Raw genomic sequence first — 17819 nt, 5'->3', positions numbered from 1 at the left:
GGTGAGGGGAATTCAGAGGAGCTTTTTTGTCATGATAGGTCATGAAACGACAAAAAGAGGAATGATTCTCCAAATGTAAACGCTTTTTGTGACAGTCATGTGAAATTCCTTGTGAAAAGTTGATGGTACTATTATTTTATGATAAAGTAAGGATGTGAAATAAATCACATACCAAACATACACCCCTTTTGTTTGAACGTGAACATTTCTCCCATTCCCTTTGTAAAAGAGCATCCACTCCCCCCCAGGAGTCGGATGCTCTTTTCGTTCAGCCTGTTGACAAACGCTTGCATCCGTTGTTGAGGCCTACAGGAAGTAGGTCATGCATCCGATGCCGCAGGACGCGGCGCCTTTAGGATGCCTTCATTAATCGCTCGTCCGCTCATGAACCTTAGTACTATTCGCGTCTTCGCAAGACTTCGCGCGGGCTCGCAGGATGCGAGTCATGCATGCGTTGCGACAGGACGTCGCGTACTTAGCCTGACTTCTACGTGACAAGCGTTTTCAATCAGGCTGAAGGAATTTTTAATTTTACAGCATATACATAAAAAAACTTCCTCACCGATTTTTGAGTGAGGAAGTTTTTTTATGATATTATTTTTGTTTTTTTCGCCATAACGTAATGTCTTCGATTGTCACTCTTTCGACATGTTGTTGGAGCAGGCGTTTTTTTAGTTCGCGTTCTGCGGAACGTTCGGGAAGATTGTAAATATCTGCGATTTCCGCTGTTGTCAGTGTATCGAAACGGTGGAACAAATCATCGAGGGAAGGCGGTAAGTCAGGAATAATCGATTCATCAAGCAATTCCTCTAAGATTTGTTCGTACACTTCATATCCATACAGACCGCTCACTTTTAGCCCTTCGTCTTCTATATTCTCGTTGAAAAATACAAATGTCGGAGCATGTTCAACTTCCATTTCTTTTGACATATACAAGTCGACCTGCAAGGAACGCAAGACATTCTTGGAAGAAAAATCACGAATGAACTCATCGACATCAAGGTTTACCTTTTGAGCAATTTCAACAAGTACGGAAAAAGACGTCACATCGCGTGATTTTAAAAAGGAATATTCCAACATTTTGCTCAAAAAACGAAACCCTGCTCGTTTACCTTGGAATTCAGCTGCTTTGACAGCGATCGAAGGAAAAGTGGAATGTGTTTGCTCGCAAGCGAGTGTATCTTCCACTTTTTGAGTACATTTTGAATTCATGATCGGTAAAGAAGAGCGCAGGGCGATCCGAAGTGTAAAATAGCGCTCATATTCAACTTGTAATTTTCGAAGGAGTGGTTGGATTGACCAGCACTCCCCACAGAGTGGGTCAACAAATACATATAATTCAATGGGTCTAGTTAACGTTGAAGGACTGATTGGATTTTCCAATAGAGTTCGCTTGTTCACGTATACTTCTCCTCCCCGCTTCTGTTCACCATATGATGAGCAGTTAAGACGAGGCGTTTGTAGTACGTCTCACGAAATTTCCCTTCTAGTCCGACTTCGTCCATCGCTTCAGCCATACAGGCAAGCCACGCTTCCGCTTGAACCGGCGAAATCGGGAAAGGCATATGGCGAGCTTTCATCATAGGGTGACCATGTTCTTCTGTATATAAATTGGGTCCACCTAAATATTGGGTTTGAAATTGTTTTTGTTTACGTGCTGTTTCTGTCAGGTCTTTCGGGAAAATCGGATACAGGTCCGGGTGTACGGCCACTTTTTCGTAAAACAGGTCGATGAGTTCCGATAATTTCTCAGCACCGATCTCCTCATAAGGGATCAAAGGTTTTCGCATCATCATGTCAATCTCCTTTGTTCTGACTGTATGGACATTCTACCAACCTGTCGGGATTTTCACAAATAAACCGCTTGGACATCCATTGCAAAATGGTTAGGAAAATCTAAATCCGATAGTAGTTTAGCACTTTGCTGACATATTGCTCTGTTTCTTTAAAGGGAGGAATTCCCCCATATTTTTTAACGTTTCCGGGTCCTGCATTATAGGCGGCAAGTGCTAATTGAATATCTCCACCGAACTGATCAAGCATTTGTCTTAAATATTTAGTACCGCCCATGATGTTCTGGGCTGGGTCGAAACTATCTGCTACACCGAGGAACTTGGCTGTTCCTGGCATAAGTTGCATAAGTCCTTGTGCGCCGGCACGACTGACTACATGATTATTGAAATTCGACTCCTGTTTAATGATTGCAGCGATTAGTTTGTCAGGAATCCCATATCTTTCAGCAGCTTGTCGAATAATGGTTTCATAGCTTCCGATGGAGCTTTGCCCGATCGAAGCTGAACCGCTTTTGGTTTCAGTTGTCGCCATTAGAGCAGTTTGCAAGGAGGTGGGTACAAATACTTGTTGACTACCAGTATAATGCAAGCTTTCAAGCGCTGTATGCTGTCCATTGTACGATGAGGATAAGGTGTCCGTGATGGTGGAGCTACCTAACAGCTCTTCCAGCATGCTATTGAACATGGAAGAGGGGGAGTTTGACTCCGCGTATGACTGGACAGCTCCGAAAGATTGCATTGCATTGAGCTCCATCAAAGTACGGATTGTACGCGTATCGATGACAAACATTCCTTTCTGCTTCAAGCGTTTGATTAGGTCAAGCGATTCCGCATATCTATTATACCAATTTCCACTGAAAAACGCATATTCTAAACTGCAAGGGCGCGGATCATATGGTAGACTAAACGTAATGACAGGTGAAGGGAAGAAAAGATTGTGAGCAATTTAAATCAAATCAACCATGCAAATTTGAATGGAGATCACGTCCATTTTACAGTAGCAGAAAAGACGAAGGCACCTGAAGGGAAGCCCGCGGGAAAAATGATCACGGATAGCGATGAATTTTCATTTGTCTATTTGTTTGATGTTGAGGATGGCTACACCTATTATCATTTTCCACAAGCAGTTTGGCCGATGATGGTGGAGGCTTTGAAAGCGGATGTAGACCCTATTCTTTCATGGGACGACGGAGAAGTGACATTGAACGGTTTTAAGGAAGAGCTAACGATGTTGATTTTCAATATTGAGGGTAATGATAATTATGGGGAAAGCTTCTCGACAGCTGTTGAACAAACATTCAGTTCGATACTTCAAAACGCGGAATAACGGCTAGGAGGGATTCGGATGAGGCAGTGGAATCAATTTCTTGCACCATACAAACAAGCGGTAGATGAATTGAAAGTGAAGTTGAAAGGATTGCGTGCTCAGTATGAGCTGGAAGATGTACATACACCGGTTGAATTTGTAACGGGCAGAGTGAAGCCGTTGGCGAGTATCTATGATCGTACACTTGAAAAAGGCATTCCATTTGAGCCATCAGCCGAACTTGCTACAGAATTGCCTGATATTGCAGGTGTACGGATCATGTGTCAATTTGTGGATGATATCGAGAAGGTTGTCGAGACATTGCGCAAGCGGAAAGATCTTGAAATAATCGAAGAGCGGGACTATATTTCTAATAAAAAACCGAGTGGATACCGCTCTTACCATATGATTATCAATTATCCGGTTCAGACGATTCATGGGGAAATATCGATTTTGGCGGAAATCCAGATTCGGACGTTGGCGATGAACTTCTGGGCATCTATCGAACACTCCTTAAACTATAAGTACGAAGGTGAAATGCCAGATGAAATTAGGCATCGGCTGGAACGGGCAGCCGAAGCAGCCTTTCAACTCGATGAAGAAATGTCACAAATCCGTGATGAAATCCAAGACGCACAGCAGTATTTCAGTGCGTTTAAAGAAACAGCCACAAGAAGTTACGAGAAAAAGAAATGGAAAAAGAGGTAATGAGTATGAGGTTTGCCATACAATCGAGGAATGATGCATTATCGAATCGGCTAATGGACGAAGCGAAAAACTACTTACAAGATTTTGGTCTCGTTTTCGATGAAGAGGAACCGGAAATCGTTCTGTCAATCGGTGGAGATGGCACATTATTGCATGCATTCCATAAGTACCAGCATCGTTTGCCATACACATCATTTGTCGGCATTCATACGGGCCACCTTGGATTTTACGCAGACTGGAAGCCTGAAGAGTTGGAGAAACTGGTCATTTCCATTGCACGGATGGAATTCAATGTGATCGAATATCCATTGCTTGAGGTGACCATTAACTACCAAAATATGAAAGAAAGTGCAAAGTATCTGGCGTTGAATGAGTCGACCGTCAAGTCTCCTGACGTGACACTCGTCATGGATGTGGAATTGAATGGAGAGCTTTTTGAACGGTTCCGAGGCGATGGGCTTTGTGCTTCCACGCCTTCCGGCTCGACTGCATATAATAAAGCGCTTGGGGGGGCCATTATTCATCCTTCCCTCTCTGCCTTTCAATTAACTGAAATGGCATCTATTAACAATCGGGTGTTTCGTACGGTCGGCTCGCCACTCGTATTGCCGGATCATCATAAATGCGTGCTCACGCCCGTGAATAGTCCAGACTTCATGGTGACCATCGATCATTTGCAGCTGCTCCACAAAGATGTGAAATCGATTGAGTACACGGTGGCAGATGAAAGAGTCCGGTTTGCACGTTTCCGTTCATTCCCATTTTGGAAACGCGTCCAGGATTCATTCATCGACAGTGATGATTAATAGGGACGGGCAAGACCCACGATTCAGGCTGACATTCCATGTGGAGGAAGACGATGTCCTGCTGCGTGAATTCCTACATGCGAAAGGCATCTCCAGAAGGACGTTGACTGCGACGAAATATGAGGGCGGACATATTTCAGTGAATGGGATTGAACGAAATGTCCGTCATCTATTGCAAAAAGGAGATCTAGTAGCTGTTCATTTTCCCCCCGAGCAACCAAGTGCGGGATTGCAGCCAGAAGAAGGGGAATTGTCCATCCTCTATGAAGATGAGGCATTCATCATTGTGGACAAACCCGCGGGGAAAAGTACCATCCCATCCCGTGACCATCCAACGGGCACAGTTGCCAATCTTGTGGCCGGCAAATTTGCTCGTGAAGGACTTCCGGCTACGGTCCATGTCGTTACGCGACTGGATCGGGATACGTCAGGACTCCTATGCATTGCTAAAAACCGGCATATCCATCATCTGTTAAGCGAGCAGATGATGGCTTCCGGATTTCATCGCGAATATAAGGCCATTGTTGAAGGATGGCCCGAAATAGATCGTTTTGTGATCGAACAGCCGCTCGGACGGAAAGAAGGAAGTATCATTAAGCGGATCGTGCGTCCAGATGGGCAGTATGCTCGGACTGATGTAGAGGTCCTTCGACGATTGCAACGAAATGGACAAAGCTTGGCATTGGTTAAGCTTGTCCTTCAAACGGGAAGGACGCATCAGATCCGTGTGCATATGCAGTGGAAGAGGCATCCGTTGAGCGGAGATGATCTATATGGAGGATCAACTGAAATAATCGGACGTCAAGCTTTGCACTGTGCAAAGCTTGGATTTACAAATCCGCTAACAGGGATCTATCAACTTTTTAACAGCGACCTACCCCACGATATGCAATGTATGATCAGTCAAACGTCGTAAATTTCTCTTCTATGAGAGATTGCAAAGAAGGGACAGATAGTACTTCCATTTCTGGGAATCGCAATGCGGTTAATTTTCCACCGAACACACAACCGGTATCTACATTGACGGTATGATTGACAAAGCGTGCTTCTTTTACAGGTGTATGACCATAGACAATCCAAGCATCGCCTTTATAATGTTTGGCCCAATCACGTCTGACGGGTCTTCCATCTGGCAATTTCTTGCCGGTGATATCTCCATAGAGGACAAAAACACGTATTTTTTCCGAATAAGGTGCACCGATCATATTGGCAAGGATTCCTGCATGTGACACGATGAGCTTGTTATCATCTAGCATCAGATATAAGGGAAGCGCTTCGTAAAATTGACGGTAGCGATTTAAAAATGAGATCCGTTCCATAGCAGGTAGTGCATCTATTTCAGCTACCGTCGTTTCCAGTCCATGTGCCAGTTTTACGTTATTCCCTTTCGCATAGCGGTAAAGTTTATTGCAATGATTTCCCGGGGAATATTGGAGAATACCTGCATCCTGCATCTTGAAAAGCAGTCGCAACATGTTGAGGGAGTCTGGTCCCCGATCCATAGCGTCTCCGACAAAAACGAGTTTTCTTCCGTCGGGATGCACCGGTAAACCGTCTTCCATCCTATAGCCGAGCTTTTCACTTAACGATACGAATTCTTGGTAACAGCCATGAATGTCGCCGATAATATCAAATTTCATATCCGCTCTCATCCTTCCATCGATTGTGTTTCCTATAGCTATAGATTACCCTGAATTGATGTGGAGATGCAGAGTTGGGATTGATTCAGCCGCAGCATAATAGTGTAAGGATATCAACTCATACTCAATAAGCTGAAGGCCTAGCCCTGGTTGAATCCAGTGAAGAAAGAAGGTGTAGTTATGTATGAAAATGAAGAATACAAAGAGGAAATTAATCTCGATGAGGAAAAGCTAAAAGATACGCTTCTTCATGAGGATATACGAACTTTTAGGGGAGAATATCTACTTCTTCATCCGTATGATCGGGCTCTATTCTACGAGAAGGTCGAACCCGAATTACGAAAAAGGATTTACCGATATTTGTCACCTAAAGAGCTTGCGGAGATTTTCGAGACAAGTGAAATTGATGCGGATGAATACAAACAGTTCCTTCAGGAGATGGACACGACGTATGCAGCGGACATGATTTCCTATATGTTCGTCGATAACGCGGTAGATGTCCTGAAGGAACTAGATAAATCACAAGTTGTCAGTTATTTGACATTAATGGATAAAAATGCTGCAACTGAAATTAAGGCCTTGCTTCATTATGAGGAATACACAGCCGGTTCCATTATGACAACTGAATATGTAACGGTGCCGCAAAACTCGACGGTCCGTTCTGGAATGACCATTTTGAGGAATGAGGCACCAGGAGCGGAAACGATTTATTATGTGTTTGTTGTAGATGACGATAATCGACTGACGGGAGTCGTCTCCTTGAGGGATTTAATCATCGCGGACGAGGATACGTTAATCAGTTCGATTATGAATGAACGTGTTGTCAGTGTACTTGTTTCAGAAGATCAAGAAGAAGTTGCACGAATGATCAAAGACTATAATTTCCTTGCCGTTCCCGTTGTTGATTTTCAACAACATATTCTCGGCATCATAACGGTCGATGATATTATCGATGTCCTCGATGAAGAGGCGTCTGATGACTACTCGAAACTTGCCGCCGTTTCCAATATGGATACGTTCGATAAAAACTCCTTTTCCGCGGCTAAAAAGAGATTGCCCTGGTTATTGATACTATTAGTACTCGGCATGATGACTGCTAATTTAATTGATTTGTTTACGGAAACGATATCGAAAGTGGCTTTATTGGCAGCCTTCATACCCCTAATTGCGGGAACTGCTGGGAATAGCGGAACGCAAGCGCTCGCTGTTGCAGTGCGTGGGATTGCAACTCGGGACGTGGAAGATGAAAGCAAATTCAAGCTGCTGTTACGTGAAGCTGGAACCGGCTTGATTACGGGTTTACTATGCGCGGTTTTTGTTGTCGGACTGATCTATGTATGGAAGCATGAATTTATCATAGGTCTTCTCGTTGGGGCAGCCATTCTCGTTTCCATATTTGTTGCAACGATTTCGGGCTCTTTTATTCCGTTGTTCATGCATAAGATGAAAATTGACCCGGCAGTTGCATCAGGCCCTTTCATCACGACATTGAACGACGTCATCAGTATTATTATCTATCTTGGTCTCGCAACAGCTTTCATTGGTGATTTATAAAACCGATGAAAGCTTTTTTTATTTAGCAGGCGCCATACCGATTTTGATAGAACTTTGGGCAACTTGGGTGCATATAATGCTTTTAGAAAGGATGTGCTATTCATGTTCCGAAATGAACCGTTAATGTTTGTTCAAGGGCCACCTGTTTATATTAAAGTTACGATAAAGGATGAAGAAAGCACGTCGGTTTTTGTCACCAATGAAGATGAGAGCCAAGTCGTTGCACAAGACGGTCTAGAAGAAATAGAGCAGCAAGTAATCCAAGAAGTGCAAGAGGAACGGCCTTTACAAAAAATGCCTGATCCCTCCATCATTAGAAGGATCAATTATCTCGGATCCCCATTTGCCCGCCAAGTGTATCGACCACTTCAGTTTGTAATGGGAGAAGAAAAAGTGAAAGGGACCATTGAAAAGATAGAAGGCGAAACATTGATTATTGAAATGGCGGAAGGGGAGAAAGAATTCGTTGCCATCGAAATGGGGAGAATCGAAGAAATTCTTTGGCGCGGGAATCCATTCGTTGAAAGCTAAAAAAAGAAGGCGGAACGGGTTCTTTCGTTCTGCTTTTTTTGATGGTATTTCGAATGAAAATGGACTTTGCAACTAAAAGTTTGCCCGATTGGCACAAGCCAATCGGGCAAACTGAGCATTGCAGGTCAAATCAATTAATCGTCGTCACATTGAAGGTGCACATCTCTAAAACATTGAACACCACAGAAGCATTTCAAGTCAACGGTAATACAAGAACCTGTTCTTTCAAATCTTTCAACTTTACAAAATTCATTAAAATCAAATTTGCCATGTTTAAAGAGATTTACTCTTCTGCCTCTTTCGTCACGTGGTTCAAGAACTTCTAATGTTGCACAGCAATTGTCAAATACGTTTTGAACTCTAAAGAAGACAGAAAAGCAGTTTTCGCGATCACAATCACTGTCTCTTTCTCTTTCATTTTCTACATTGAGTTCTCTTTCAAACTCTCTCTCTCTTCTCCCACGCTTGAAAAATGCTTTGAAAAGATCACCATCATCTGTTGATAGCGTAAATACCCGTGTGTTCGGACGTCGCCGTGATGGGCTTAAACTGCCTAGAGGAGTCAAGAAACAGTCTGTTCTACAATCATCACAGTCCAGTTCTTCCCGCATGTCCTGAATCCGTTTAATAGCACGAACGACCTCGCAAATACAATTATCGTGATGACGGACTTCTCTAACATCTTCATTTCTTCCACATCCCATTCATTCCACCTCCTTTTCTCAATTCTTTATTACTTTATGCGACAGGTTTCGGGATAAACGGGCAGACGGACTGGTTATGAATAAAGTTAAGAAGGAAAAGGCATACTGAGAAAAAATGGAGGGGACGCGTATTCGAAAAGTTGTCATGCTGTTTTTCACACTTATTTTACTCTCCGGCTGTTCGTGGAATGGAATCCGCAGTTATGATGGGGCGAATGGGGAGTCTGAAAAGGCAAAAGAATTATTCACAAACGATAAGCGAGTAGCCTCCGCTGCCACGATATTCCATGAAGATGAAGTGGTAGCAGGGATTTCCCTCAAAGCATTTTCTCGATTCAAAAAGGATAAAATTGAAAAGGAACTGAAAAAGGAACTGGAAAAGCAATATCCGGATCGTGAAGTGACCATATCAGCAGACAGTAAAATATGGATGGAAGCGAATAAGCTCATCGATTCGGATGAGAAAAAAGATATCGATAAAACGATAAAGAAATTAAAATCATTGCTAAAGGAAGAGACATAATGGACGAGAAAAAGTATGCAAAGTTGGAGCAGGACATGTCACCGAAAACGCCGTTGGTACGCAATATGTTTTTTGCATTTTTGACGGGCGGGACAATCTGTTTGATCGGTCAATTCATCTCTTTATTTTATATGTCTTTTTTTGATTTTACGGAGAGGACAGCCAGTAACCCGACCGTTGCAACAATGATTTTCATTGCGATGCTTCTTACCGGCTTTGGTATATATAAGAAAATCGGCCAATTCGGTGGGGCAGGTAGTGCTGTACCGATCACAGGATTCAGTAATGCAGTCGTTTCTGCCGCGATTGAACATAAGTCGGAAGGATATGTACTCGGAGTAGGGGGAAACATGTTTAAATTAGCGGGATCGGTTATCCTGTTTGGCGTGTTTTCCGCTTTTGCTGTTGCGCTTATTAAAACGATACTTGTCAAATTGGGAGTGGTGTCATGGTAAGAAAAGGGCTGTTAACCTTTAAAACGATGCCTTCCATTGCCACGACCGGTGTGACTGCAGGGCCGTTGGAAAAGCAAAGTCCCTTCAGTGATCAGTTTGATAAGATCTATGATGATGAGCGTTGTGATACAAAAACGAATGAACATGCGCATGCCAAGATGATGGAAGACGCTTGTATGATCGCGCTTAGTAAAGTGGATGCCAATCCAAGTGACGCCGATTATTTACTCATTGGCGACTTAGTCAATCAGATGACACCTTCCAATTTTAGTGCAACGACTTTGGAAATCCCCTATATTGGCATGTTTTCTGCGTGTGCGACATCCATATCTACCACGATCATGGCTGCACTGTTAACCGAAATGGGCATGTCTAAATATGCAGTGGTGGGTGCCTCTAGTCAGCATAATGCGATTGAAAGGCAATTCCGCTATCCGGTCGAGTATGGCGCACAAAAGCCTGAAACTGCTCAATGGACGGTTACGGCGGCCGGTATAGCTGTAGTGACACCACAAAAAAAGGGAACACCTTCTATTACATGTGCAACGATAGGAACTGCTGTGGATTTGGGGATGACCGATCCGCTCAATATGGGAGCCGCGATGGCACCGGCTGCAGCGGATACGCTCTATCGTCATCTGAAAGGCCATCAGACGAAAGAGAGTGATTATGATTGCATTATGACAGGCGATCTCGGAAAGTCTGGATTTGAAATTTATAAAAAACTGGCAGGGAATAAAGGCATCCAGATTACAGAAAATTTCCGAGATGCAGGCGCCGAATTTTACGGGGATGATCCTTTGTTTTTAGCGGGAGCAAGCGGAGCGGGTTGTTCTGCGGCAGTCTATTTTTCCGAGGTGATCGGTAAAATGATGAAAGGTGAATATCAACGGGTTCTGTTAATCGCGACAGGAGCACTGTTGTCGCCATTATCGTTTCAACAAAAAGATACGATCCCTTGCATCGCGCACGCAGTCGAATTAACGATGAAATGAGTGGGATAAATGATTTCAATTTTCATAACAGCATTTATTGTCGGGGGTCTGATATGTGTAATCGGGCAGTTGTTATTCGATGTAGCTAAATTGACCCCTGCGCATACTTTGTGTATTCTCGTTGTGGCCGGTTCGATATTGGACGGATTCGGACTGTATGAACCGTTAATCGATTTTGCTGGAGCGGGTGCCACTGTTCCGATTACGTCGTTTGGAAATTCCTTGACACATGGTGCAATGGCAGAAGCAGAAAAGCATGGTTTGATCGGTGTGTTGACAGGTATGTTTGAGGTGACAAGTTCTGGAATCAGCGCGGCTATTCTTTTCGGATTTATTGCTTCGGTATTTTTTAAACCGAAGGGAAAGATTTGAATCGTACCAAAATAAGTACGCCATTATCGGCTTTTTAAAATCTGTGCGTATGCCCCTCCTTCGAAATCTTCTTTGCATATTATATGTGGAGAAGGAAGGGGGGATTTTCATGTATGGAGGCTATCCAGATGGATGGGGATGTGGAGGCGGATACGGTTACGGGCCTAGCTTCGGCTATTTTGATGGAGGTAAATGCAATAACTACGGCGGTTCGACATTCGTTCTAATTGTTGTTCTCTTTATCTTGCTCATTATTGTGGGCAAAAGTTTTTGCTAATTAGAAGGGGGGATAACATATGAATGATTCATTTTTCCGGAAAATCGAATCAAAAACCGGCGTCCCGATGGAAGAAGTGTTTGCGCTGGCAAATGCCATTCAATATGCGGATTTCAGTGATGAACGCCAAGTGAGGAAAATCATACGAAAAGTTGGGAAGCTTGCTAAGAAAGACGTTCCGCAGCAGATGGAAGATGAACTGGTGCGCTCCATTGTCTCAGATGGAAAATCAGTAAATATCCAAGACATCCAAAATATGCTGGGTAGACAGTAAGAATAGAAGAAATTTCGGAGAATAGGTTTGGAGTTCGCAACATATGGATATAGAAATATAGAGTAGAAACTAACTTTTGAAGAGGGGGGTGTGAGCAATGGGGTATCTTTTACCGATCCACTCCATTCAATCCCAACAATATGCAGAACGGATGAATATGGAGCCTTCTAAATTCACGAAAATCGATCGCGTAGCAAAAGTGAGTTTCACTGAAGAATTATTGAGTCGTGATGTTTTAAGTGAGCAAAATCATTTAAATGTCTATGATGAAAAGAAGAGGACGGCAATTGCTTCACCTCCCTCTTCCTATGAAAAGGGAAATGGTCCGAATCACGACAACCTTTCACCGATTCTCGCTAAAATTACTGGAAAAGGCTTGTTTGTCAATAAATACGTTTAATAGATATGAAAAAGTTCGCCTTGCTGATTCAGCAAGGCGAACTTTTTAACCTTTGGAAGCTAAAAGTGCTTCAGGATGGTTCTAGAATATGTTTTTCCATTGCACGATGCGGGATATCCGCATCCATAAATTCAGGGGATGTCACAACATAACCTAATTTTTCGTAGAAAGGTATTGCATAGGACTGGGCATTCAGAACAATTTTCGTCAACCCTGTTTCTTGCGCATGTTCTTCGAGCGCATGCATCACAAGATTACCTAGATGCTTTCCGCGAAAATCTTCCAATATACAGACCCGTTCCACTTTCCCTACACCGTCAGTCGTCATTCGCAGGCGGCCGGCACCGATTGGGGTATCTGATGAATAGACAACAAAATGGGTTGCCGTTTTATCTAAATCATCGATTTCCAAGTTCAGGGGCACGCCTTGTTCTTCCACGAACACTTTTCTTCTGACAGAAAATGCATGTTCTCTTTCAAGGTCAGAAGTTGCGATTCTTACCATAAACAACGCTTAATTGTCCTCATCAAGACGGAAAGTTTCATAGACAGTCCATGATCCGTCTTCCAATTGATAAAGTAGGTGAAGTCGATCGATCGTTTCGGTATGATCAACACCGACCATTTTCAATTGACCGATAATATCATCATGTTCACCAGATGAAAGTTTTTGTGCAATGGTAATATGTGGAACAAAAGCATATTCAGGCTCATCACCGAAGAAGTCATGGTTCAGGTCTTTGTACAATGCAAGTAATGCATCGTTAGGAACGACTTTAAAGAAGATTGTGTTCGTAATAGGTGCAAATGTACCGACCTTCGAAACACTCAATTCGAATGGATCATGTTTAGTCGTCACCTTTTGGATTGCCTTTGCAACCTCTTCGATTTCTTGATCGTTCGCTTCGAAAACACCTTTAATGGTCATATGGGGTGTAATCAGTGCATAATGCGGGTCATAACGTTTCCGGTAAGCATTTGCCAGATCTTGGAGTTTTTTAGATGGGAATGCAACAATGCCGTATTTCATAGTACAAGACCTCCTCATTAGAATGATATAAAATTTTTATACTATCGATTATAACAGAATAATCAACCGATGTCCGGTTAACTTAATTTATCGAATAGCCATAGACCTTTTTGATAGCGCGGGGAACATCGGGTTGCCAATGTTTCCAAGTGTGGTTCCCTTTAAATTCTTCATAGAAGTAAGGAATACCTTTTTTTTCGAGCAAATCTTTTAATAATCGATTGGGGGTCAGGAAATCTTGGATGCCATCTACCGTTGTTTTCACTTCGGTCTCTTCTTCACCGATAATATGATAAATTGAAATGGAGGAGAGATCCTTTGCCTCCTCCACCTCTTTTAGGACCAAGTCATCGACATAGGGGGAATGAAGTATCACTTTTCCGAATATATTAGGGTACTTCAATGCTGCACGTAATGATGTTGTCGCTGCAAGAGAATCGCCAATCAGCCCTCTGCTAGTTCCTATTTGGTTTGTCGGATATTCTTTATCCAAATAGGGCACGAGCTCATGTGCAAGAAAACGGATATAAGCTTCGCTGCGGTCTCCGTCAGGATGATACATTCGTCTTCTTTCGGGAACGCTTTTATAGGGGACCCCGACGACGATAATATTTTCAATCTCTTCTTCCTCCATCAATTGGTCGACCACGCGTCCAATACGGCCATATTGGAAATAATCTTTTCCGTCCGATGCGATGAGCACCTCATATTTAAATAAGGGGGAATAGTTATCCGGCAAGTGGATGAGCAGTTGCATCTCTTCGCCCAGCGATTCGCTGTAAATCGAAATGTCTTCAATTTTTCCGTATTTCATGCATGATGCCTCCTAAAAATGGGGATGTATAGAGAGTGTATCATATTCGTGAATCAATTACGCCTCGGCGTAATTGCGTCCAGATTTTGAATTGCGCAAAGCTCAATTAACTCCTTTCAAAATCTGTGACATCCGCCGGAGGCTTGGGCCAACAGGGCGTTGGTCACTCAAGCGTTGCCAATCAAACAGCGAAGGGTTTGATTTGGCGTATTTCTGCGTTTTTTGCGGAAATTAAGGCACTTTCTGTACGCGGCGACCTTAGCCTGAGTTCCTCTAATCAGCAAATCTTTTTGTACTGAAAGCGAAGCGTCAGCTACAGGGAGTCTGGATTCCCACTGATTGAAATGCCTTCTGGCATTTATCTCGCCACTAATGGAAGTGGGAGACTTCTGCTGAATCAAGTTAACAGGTATAATGGTTCCATTGTCTTTGAAAGTAATTCGAAAAGGGAGATGAGCGCGTATGTTTGATAAAAAGAAGATTGTTCATTCAAAATTAGTAACTGAAGCGACCAAAGAGGCATTACTGCGACGCGGGGTGACATTGGAGTCGATCGCAGAAATCGTTTTTGAAATGCAACTCCCGTATAATGCAGGGCTTCAAATGGAACATTGTATCGAATCGGTTGAAGGGGTGCTACGGAAACGGGAATTGCAACATGCCATTTTAGTCGGTATTGAATTGGATGAGTTAGCGGAACAGGGGAAATTGTCTGGTCCGCTCCAGCAAATTGTCGAATCGGACGAAGGTCTGTTTGGTGTCGATGAAACGATTGCACTCGGTGCTGTGTTTACATATGGCTCCATCGCTGTTACGACATTTGGTCATCTCGATAAGAATAAGATCGGGATCATCAATGAGCTCGATACAAAGAAAGGGAAAGGCATCCATACATTCCTAGACGATCTTGTTGCCAGCGTCGCAGCGTGCGCGGCTTCGCGCATTGCACATCGAACGCGTGATTTGGCTGAAAAAGGCGAGACATTCGAAGATATTGCACCGGAGGAAACTATGCCTGAAACGAATGTGGATGGTGCACAAACTTAATTGATTTGACTAGGTATACCCAAAAGAACTCTTCATTCTTTTGGGTTTTTTTTTGTCTTCACGTAATCCTACTTTAGAATTATTTAATTATATAAAAATGAAATACTAGATGGACAATTTGTAAAACTATGGCTATAATGACAGGTACACATGAGTATTCAGAAATGATTGAACTCTCTATGAACTTGAATTTTAGGAGTTTCGAAGGGAGAGAAAGGGGAATGACATGATTACATTTGAAAAAGTCAATAAGTATTATGGTGATTTTCATGTTCTAAAAGATATCAACCTCACGATCCAAAAGGGAGAAGTCGTGGTCATTATCGGACCATCAGGTTCAGGGAAGAGTACATTGCTTAGATGTATTAACAGACTTGAAACTATTTCGGAAGGTTCGCTTATTGTGAACGAGATGAAGCTGAGTGACAAAAAAACAAATATTAATAAAGTAAGACGTAATATCGGTATGGTCTTCCAACACTTTAATTTATATCCACATAAAACAGTTCTAGATAATATTACGCTAGCGCCTATCAATGTGTTGGGGGTTTCAAAAGACGAGGCGAAACAGACTGCGGAATTCTATTTGAAGAAAGTCGGGATTCCGGACAAAGCATCCTCCTTTCCATCTCAGTTGTCGGGAGGGCAACAACAGCGTGTGGCGATCGCTAGAGGATTGGCCATGAAACCGGATATCATGCTGTTTGATGAACCGACCTCTGCTCTGGATCCAGAAATGGTGGGCGAAGTGTTGGATGTAATGAAAGCGCTCGCGAAAGAAGGAATGACCATGGTCGTCGTGACACATGAGATGGGATTTGCCAAAGAAGTGGGCGATAGGATTGTCTTTATCGACCAAGGAAAAATTTTAGAAGAGGCCGCTCCGGCTGAGTTTTTCGAAAATCCAAAAGAAGAACGAGCGCGATTATTTCTCAGCCGTATTTTAAATCATTAAAAACAAAAGGGGAGATGTGTGCATGTTAAAGACAAAAAAATTTCTTTTATTGATGGTAGTAGCCCTGATGTCGATTCTGCTGTTGGCTGCTTGTAATTCGGGTGAGGACAATACGTCGGGTTCAGATGGCGAAGCAGAGGGTGAAAGCGAAAACGTAAACGCAAATGTTCTCGAAGAGATTAAAAATCGTGACAAGATTATTTTTGGCGTGAAAAATGATACGAAATTATTTGGCTTGAAAAACCCTTCTACAGGAGAGGTTGAAGGGTTTGATATTGATATTGCCAAACAATTGGCAAAGGAAATCCTTGGAGATGAAACGAAAGTCGAATTTAAAGAAGTTACTTCTAAAACAAGAATTCCGTTACTGAATAAAGGGGAAATTGATGCCATTATTGCAACGATGACCGTTACAGAAGAACGCAGTAAAGAAGTCGATTTCACGGATATCTATTTTGAAGCGGGTCAATCCCTTCTTGTGAAAAAAGGAAGTCCTGTTCAAAGCATTGACGATTTGACGAAAGACACAACCGTACTAGCGGTGAAAGGCTCTACATCGACAGATAATATCCGGGCGGCAGCTCCAGATGCACCGGTATTGGAGTTTGAAAACTATGCGGAGGCATTTACAGCGCTACAAGCTGGAAAAGGGGAAGCGTTAACAACAGATGACTCCATCCTCGCAGGAATGGCTTCTGAAGATGATTCGTTTGAACTTGTTGGTGAGAAATTTACAGAAGAGCCTTATGGAATTGCGGTGAAAAAAGGGGAAAAGGAATTCTTGGATGAACTGAATGCTGCGTTGGAATCTCTAAGAGAGAGTGGAGAATTCGATAAGATTTATGACAGTTGGTTTGAAGGATTGTTGAAGTAAAAGGATGCTTCCGTACTAAATAATAGCTCGTTATGCTTAAAATCAGGATGGGCAACTAGTTGCCCATCCTGATTAAGTTAAGTGAGGTGGGAATGAAAATGAGATTTTCTATATTGACGGAATACTTCGATATGTATTGGGATGGGTTCATCGCTACATTGACAATCAGTTTTATTGCACTAATAGCCAGTTTTTTTATAGGTGCCATTATTGCGGTCATGAGAATTACGCCGATCGCACCATTACGATGGTTTGGGACTGCATATGTTGAGTTTTTCAGGAACATCCCACTGCTGGTTATCGCTTTTTTCTTTTATTATGGTACACCCACTCTTGGGCTAAACTTATCAGGATTTACTGCAGGAACGATTGCACTGACGATCTATACATCTGCTTTTATCGGTGAAGCCATTCGTTCGGGTATATTAGCGGTGCCAAAAGGTCAGATGGAAGCAGCTAGATCTTCAGGTTTAACCTATATGCAAACAATGCGAATGATCATATTACCCCAAGCTGTAAAAATCGTTATCCCTCCTATCGGAAACCAGTTTATCAATTTAGTGAAAAACTCGTCCATTCTAGCACTGATTGCAGGTACCGAACTCATGTATCAAGCCGATCTCATTTCAGCTAAGACGTATGTTGTTTTGGATGTGTACATATTTGCTGCAATCTTTTATTTGCTCATTACGATCCCATTAAGTTTAGGCGTAGGACATCTTGAAAAACGTCTTGCCAAAAGCTACTAAGGAGGTGCCGTC

25 protein-coding genes are annotated in these 17819 nt (G+C 42.7%); 17 read left to right on the top strand and 8 right to left on the bottom strand.

Annotation, left to right across the window (positions count from 1 at the left end; translation table 11 throughout):
• Nucleotides 1-594: 594 nt before the first annotated feature.
• From ACFPRA_RS07125 to ACFPRA_RS07115, 3 genes are all read right to left on the bottom strand, one after another.
• Nucleotides 595-1401, bottom strand: coding sequence for a DsbA family protein (locus tag ACFPRA_RS07125; protein ID WP_381432120.1), 807 nt, complete (start codon nucleotides 1399-1401; stop codon nucleotides 595-597).
• The gene (locus ACFPRA_RS07120; protein ID WP_239389039.1) at nucleotides 1398-1793 is read right to left on the bottom strand and encodes a globin domain-containing protein; all 396 of its coding nucleotides are present in this window, start codon (nucleotides 1791-1793) and stop codon (nucleotides 1398-1400) included. Before ACFPRA_RS07120 ends, ACFPRA_RS07125 begins: the two co-directional genes overlap by 4 nt.
• Nucleotides 1794-1896: 103 nt before the next feature.
• Entirely contained in the window at nucleotides 1897-2583 is a 687-nt protein-coding gene (locus ACFPRA_RS07115; RefSeq protein WP_381432118.1) for a lytic transglycosylase domain-containing protein, read from the bottom strand.
• Between the two features lie 147 nt (nucleotides 2584-2730).
• Between ACFPRA_RS07115 and ACFPRA_RS07110 the strand changes: the two genes are divergently transcribed.
• From ACFPRA_RS07110 to ACFPRA_RS07095, 4 genes are read left to right on the top strand one after another with little or no spacing between them, the layout of a single operon-like run.
• A complete protein-coding gene (locus ACFPRA_RS07110) occupies nucleotides 2731-3120 on the top strand; it encodes a UPF0738 family protein (RefSeq protein ID WP_381432116.1) in 390 nt (129 codons plus the stop codon).
• A gap of 18 nt (nucleotides 3121-3138) precedes the next feature.
• Nucleotides 3139-3807, top strand: a complete 669-nt coding sequence (gene yjbM, locus ACFPRA_RS07105) for a GTP diphosphokinase (RefSeq protein WP_381432114.1) — start codon at nucleotides 3139-3141, stop codon at nucleotides 3805-3807.
• A 5-nt stretch (nucleotides 3808-3812) separates the two neighbouring features.
• Nucleotides 3813-4613, top strand: coding sequence for an NAD kinase (locus tag ACFPRA_RS07100; protein ID WP_381432112.1), 801 nt, complete (start codon nucleotides 3813-3815; stop codon nucleotides 4611-4613).
• Nucleotides 4606-5529 carry an RluA family pseudouridine synthase gene (locus ACFPRA_RS07095; protein ID WP_381434785.1) on the top strand — a complete coding sequence of 308 codons (924 nt, stop codon included), beginning with the start codon at nucleotides 4606-4608 and terminating at the stop codon, nucleotides 5527-5529. The genes ACFPRA_RS07100 and ACFPRA_RS07095 overlap by 8 nt, the downstream gene beginning before the upstream one ends.
• Here the strand turns inward: ACFPRA_RS07095 and prpE are convergent.
• A complete protein-coding gene (prpE, locus tag ACFPRA_RS07090; RefSeq protein WP_381432109.1) occupies nucleotides 5513-6253 on the bottom strand; it encodes a bis(5'-nucleosyl)-tetraphosphatase PrpE in 741 nt (246 codons plus the stop codon). The genes ACFPRA_RS07095 and prpE overlap by 17 nt on opposite strands.
• Before the next feature lie 180 nt (nucleotides 6254-6433).
• Here prpE and mgtE point away from each other — a divergent pair, with 180 nt between their 5' ends.
• Nucleotides 6434-7807 (top strand): magnesium transporter, encoded by a 1374-nt coding sequence (gene mgtE / locus ACFPRA_RS07085; protein WP_381432107.1) that lies wholly within the window; start codon nucleotides 6434-6436, stop codon nucleotides 7805-7807.
• A 102-nt stretch (nucleotides 7808-7909) separates the two neighbouring features.
• Nucleotides 7910-8338 (top strand): hypothetical protein, encoded by a 429-nt coding sequence (locus ACFPRA_RS07080; protein ID WP_381432105.1) that lies wholly within the window; start codon nucleotides 7910-7912, stop codon nucleotides 8336-8338.
• A 134-nt stretch (nucleotides 8339-8472) separates the two neighbouring features.
• Here ACFPRA_RS07080 and ACFPRA_RS07075 read toward each other — a convergent pair whose 3' ends face one another.
• The gene (locus tag ACFPRA_RS07075; RefSeq protein WP_381432103.1) at nucleotides 8473-9042 is read right to left on the bottom strand and encodes a CotY/CotZ family spore coat protein; all 570 of its coding nucleotides are present in this window, start codon (nucleotides 9040-9042) and stop codon (nucleotides 8473-8475) included.
• Between the two features lie 115 nt (nucleotides 9043-9157).
• Here ACFPRA_RS07075 and ACFPRA_RS07070 point away from each other — a divergent pair, with 115 nt between their 5' ends.
• From ACFPRA_RS07070 to ACFPRA_RS07040, 7 genes are all read left to right on the top strand, one after another.
• The gene (locus ACFPRA_RS07070; RefSeq protein ID WP_381432101.1) at nucleotides 9158-9565 is read left to right on the top strand and encodes a hypothetical protein; all 408 of its coding nucleotides are present in this window, start codon (nucleotides 9158-9160) and stop codon (nucleotides 9563-9565) included.
• Nucleotides 9565-10020: a stage V sporulation protein AC gene (spoVAC, locus tag ACFPRA_RS07065; RefSeq protein WP_381432099.1), complete on the top strand. Its 456-nt coding sequence runs from the start codon at nucleotides 9565-9567 to the stop codon at nucleotides 10018-10020. Before ACFPRA_RS07070 ends, spoVAC begins: the two co-directional genes overlap by 1 nt.
• Entirely contained in the window at nucleotides 10014-11015 is a 1002-nt protein-coding gene (locus ACFPRA_RS07060; protein WP_381432097.1) for a stage V sporulation protein AD, read from the top strand. Before spoVAC ends, ACFPRA_RS07060 begins: the two co-directional genes overlap by 7 nt.
• A gap of 9 nt (nucleotides 11016-11024) precedes the next feature.
• On the top strand, nucleotides 11025-11387 hold the full coding sequence (gene spoVAE / locus ACFPRA_RS07055; protein ID WP_239389028.1) for a stage V sporulation protein AE: 363 nt from the start codon (nucleotides 11025-11027) through the stop codon (nucleotides 11385-11387).
• A 109-nt stretch (nucleotides 11388-11496) separates the two neighbouring features.
• The gene (locus ACFPRA_RS07050; protein WP_381432094.1) at nucleotides 11497-11664 is read left to right on the top strand and encodes a YjcZ family sporulation protein; all 168 of its coding nucleotides are present in this window, start codon (nucleotides 11497-11499) and stop codon (nucleotides 11662-11664) included.
• Nucleotides 11665-11683: 19 nt separating this feature from the next.
• Nucleotides 11684-11938, top strand: coding sequence for a stage VI sporulation protein F (locus ACFPRA_RS07045; RefSeq protein WP_239389026.1), 255 nt, complete (start codon nucleotides 11684-11686; stop codon nucleotides 11936-11938).
• A gap of 97 nt (nucleotides 11939-12035) precedes the next feature.
• Nucleotides 12036-12338 (top strand): hypothetical protein, encoded by a 303-nt coding sequence (locus ACFPRA_RS07040; protein ID WP_381432092.1) that lies wholly within the window; start codon nucleotides 12036-12038, stop codon nucleotides 12336-12338.
• A gap of 70 nt (nucleotides 12339-12408) precedes the next feature.
• On the opposite strand, the gene ACFPRA_RS07035 is transcribed toward ACFPRA_RS07040, so the two are convergent.
• The 3 genes from ACFPRA_RS07035 to ACFPRA_RS07025 all read right to left on the bottom strand — a co-directional run bounded on the left by ACFPRA_RS07035 (nucleotide 12409) and on the right by ACFPRA_RS07025 (nucleotide 14182).
• Nucleotides 12409-12849, bottom strand: coding sequence for a GNAT family N-acetyltransferase (locus ACFPRA_RS07035; protein WP_381432090.1), 441 nt, complete (start codon nucleotides 12847-12849; stop codon nucleotides 12409-12411).
• A 3-nt stretch (nucleotides 12850-12852) separates the two neighbouring features.
• Nucleotides 12853-13368 carry a YjcG family protein gene (locus tag ACFPRA_RS07030; protein ID WP_381432088.1) on the bottom strand — a complete coding sequence of 172 codons (516 nt, stop codon included), beginning with the start codon at nucleotides 13366-13368 and terminating at the stop codon, nucleotides 12853-12855.
• An 82-nt stretch (nucleotides 13369-13450) separates the two neighbouring features.
• Complete coding sequence (locus ACFPRA_RS07025; protein WP_381432086.1) at nucleotides 13451-14182, bottom strand: alpha/beta hydrolase; 732 nt, start codon at nucleotides 14180-14182, stop codon at nucleotides 13451-13453.
• A gap of 462 nt (nucleotides 14183-14644) precedes the next feature.
• Between ACFPRA_RS07025 and ACFPRA_RS07020 the strand changes: the two genes are divergently transcribed.
• The 4 genes from ACFPRA_RS07020 (at nucleotide 14645) to ACFPRA_RS07005 (ending at nucleotide 17807) form a co-directional block, all read left to right on the top strand.
• Nucleotides 14645-15229: a phosphatidylglycerophosphatase A family protein gene (locus tag ACFPRA_RS07020; protein ID WP_381432084.1), complete on the top strand. Its 585-nt coding sequence runs from the start codon at nucleotides 14645-14647 to the stop codon at nucleotides 15227-15229.
• Between the two features lie 226 nt (nucleotides 15230-15455).
• Nucleotides 15456-16184, top strand: coding sequence for an amino acid ABC transporter ATP-binding protein (locus tag ACFPRA_RS07015; RefSeq protein WP_381432081.1), 729 nt, complete (start codon nucleotides 15456-15458; stop codon nucleotides 16182-16184).
• Between the two features lie 22 nt (nucleotides 16185-16206).
• The gene (locus ACFPRA_RS07010) at nucleotides 16207-17058 is read left to right on the top strand and encodes a transporter substrate-binding domain-containing protein (protein WP_381432079.1); all 852 of its coding nucleotides are present in this window, start codon (nucleotides 16207-16209) and stop codon (nucleotides 17056-17058) included.
• Between the two features lie 98 nt (nucleotides 17059-17156).
• Complete coding sequence (locus ACFPRA_RS07005) at nucleotides 17157-17807, top strand: amino acid ABC transporter permease (protein ID WP_381432077.1); 651 nt, start codon at nucleotides 17157-17159, stop codon at nucleotides 17805-17807.
• Nucleotides 17808-17819 lie beyond the last annotated feature (12 nt).

The organism is Sporosarcina soli (assembly GCF_042655805.1).
Lineage (GTDB): Bacteria > Bacillota > Bacilli > Bacillales_A > Planococcaceae > Sporosarcina > Sporosarcina soli.
The sequence above is the reverse complement of the archived record's forward strand: the minus strand, read 5'-3'. Positions and strand labels throughout refer to the sequence as shown.

Excerpts from the sequence above, each read along its gene's own strand:
- ACFPRA_RS07120 (WP_239389039.1), bottom strand. The coding sequence starts at position 1,793 with ATGATGCGAAAACCTTTGATCCCTTATGAGGAGATCGGTGCTGAGAAA.
- ACFPRA_RS07115 (WP_381432118.1), bottom strand. The coding sequence starts at position 2,583 with ATGTTTGTCATCGATACGCGTACAATCCGTACTTTGATGGAGCTCAAT.
- yjbM (WP_381432114.1), top strand. The coding sequence starts at position 3,139 with ATGAGGCAGTGGAATCAATTTCTTGCACCATACAAACAAGCGGTAGAT.
- ACFPRA_RS07100 (WP_381432112.1), top strand. The coding sequence starts at position 3,813 with ATGAGGTTTGCCATACAATCGAGGAATGATGCATTATCGAATCGGCTA.
- ACFPRA_RS07095 (WP_381434785.1), top strand. The coding sequence starts at position 4,606 with ATGATTAATAGGGACGGGCAAGACCCACGATTCAGGCTGACATTCCAT.
- prpE (WP_381432109.1), bottom strand. The coding sequence starts at position 6,253 with ATGAAATTTGATATTATCGGCGACATTCATGGCTGTTACCAAGAATTC.
- mgtE (WP_381432107.1), top strand. The coding sequence starts at position 6,434 with ATGTATGAAAATGAAGAATACAAAGAGGAAATTAATCTCGATGAGGAA.
- ACFPRA_RS07080 (WP_381432105.1), top strand. The coding sequence starts at position 7,910 with ATGTTCCGAAATGAACCGTTAATGTTTGTTCAAGGGCCACCTGTTTAT.
- ACFPRA_RS07075 (WP_381432103.1), bottom strand. The coding sequence starts at position 9,042 with ATGGGATGTGGAAGAAATGAAGATGTTAGAGAAGTCCGTCATCACGAT.
- ACFPRA_RS07070 (WP_381432101.1), top strand. The coding sequence starts at position 9,158 with ATGGAGGGGACGCGTATTCGAAAAGTTGTCATGCTGTTTTTCACACTT.
- spoVAC (WP_381432099.1), top strand. The coding sequence starts at position 9,565 with ATGGACGAGAAAAAGTATGCAAAGTTGGAGCAGGACATGTCACCGAAA.
- ACFPRA_RS07060 (WP_381432097.1), top strand. The coding sequence starts at position 10,014 with ATGGTAAGAAAAGGGCTGTTAACCTTTAAAACGATGCCTTCCATTGCC.
- spoVAE (WP_239389028.1), top strand. The coding sequence starts at position 11,025 with ATGATTTCAATTTTCATAACAGCATTTATTGTCGGGGGTCTGATATGT.
- ACFPRA_RS07050 (WP_381432094.1), top strand. The coding sequence starts at position 11,497 with ATGTATGGAGGCTATCCAGATGGATGGGGATGTGGAGGCGGATACGGT.
- ACFPRA_RS07045 (WP_239389026.1), top strand. The coding sequence starts at position 11,684 with ATGAATGATTCATTTTTCCGGAAAATCGAATCAAAAACCGGCGTCCCG.
- ACFPRA_RS07040 (WP_381432092.1), top strand. The coding sequence starts at position 12,036 with ATGGGGTATCTTTTACCGATCCACTCCATTCAATCCCAACAATATGCA.
- ACFPRA_RS07030 (WP_381432088.1), bottom strand. The coding sequence starts at position 13,368 with ATGAAATACGGCATTGTTGCATTCCCATCTAAAAAACTCCAAGATCTG.
- ACFPRA_RS07025 (WP_381432086.1), bottom strand. The coding sequence starts at position 14,182 with ATGAAATACGGAAAAATTGAAGACATTTCGATTTACAGCGAATCGCTG.
- ACFPRA_RS07020 (WP_381432084.1), top strand. The coding sequence starts at position 14,645 with ATGTTTGATAAAAAGAAGATTGTTCATTCAAAATTAGTAACTGAAGCG.
- ACFPRA_RS07015 (WP_381432081.1), top strand. The coding sequence starts at position 15,456 with ATGATTACATTTGAAAAAGTCAATAAGTATTATGGTGATTTTCATGTT.
- ACFPRA_RS07010 (WP_381432079.1), top strand. The coding sequence starts at position 16,207 with ATGTTAAAGACAAAAAAATTTCTTTTATTGATGGTAGTAGCCCTGATG.
- ACFPRA_RS07005 (WP_381432077.1), top strand. The coding sequence starts at position 17,157 with ATGAGATTTTCTATATTGACGGAATACTTCGATATGTATTGGGATGGG.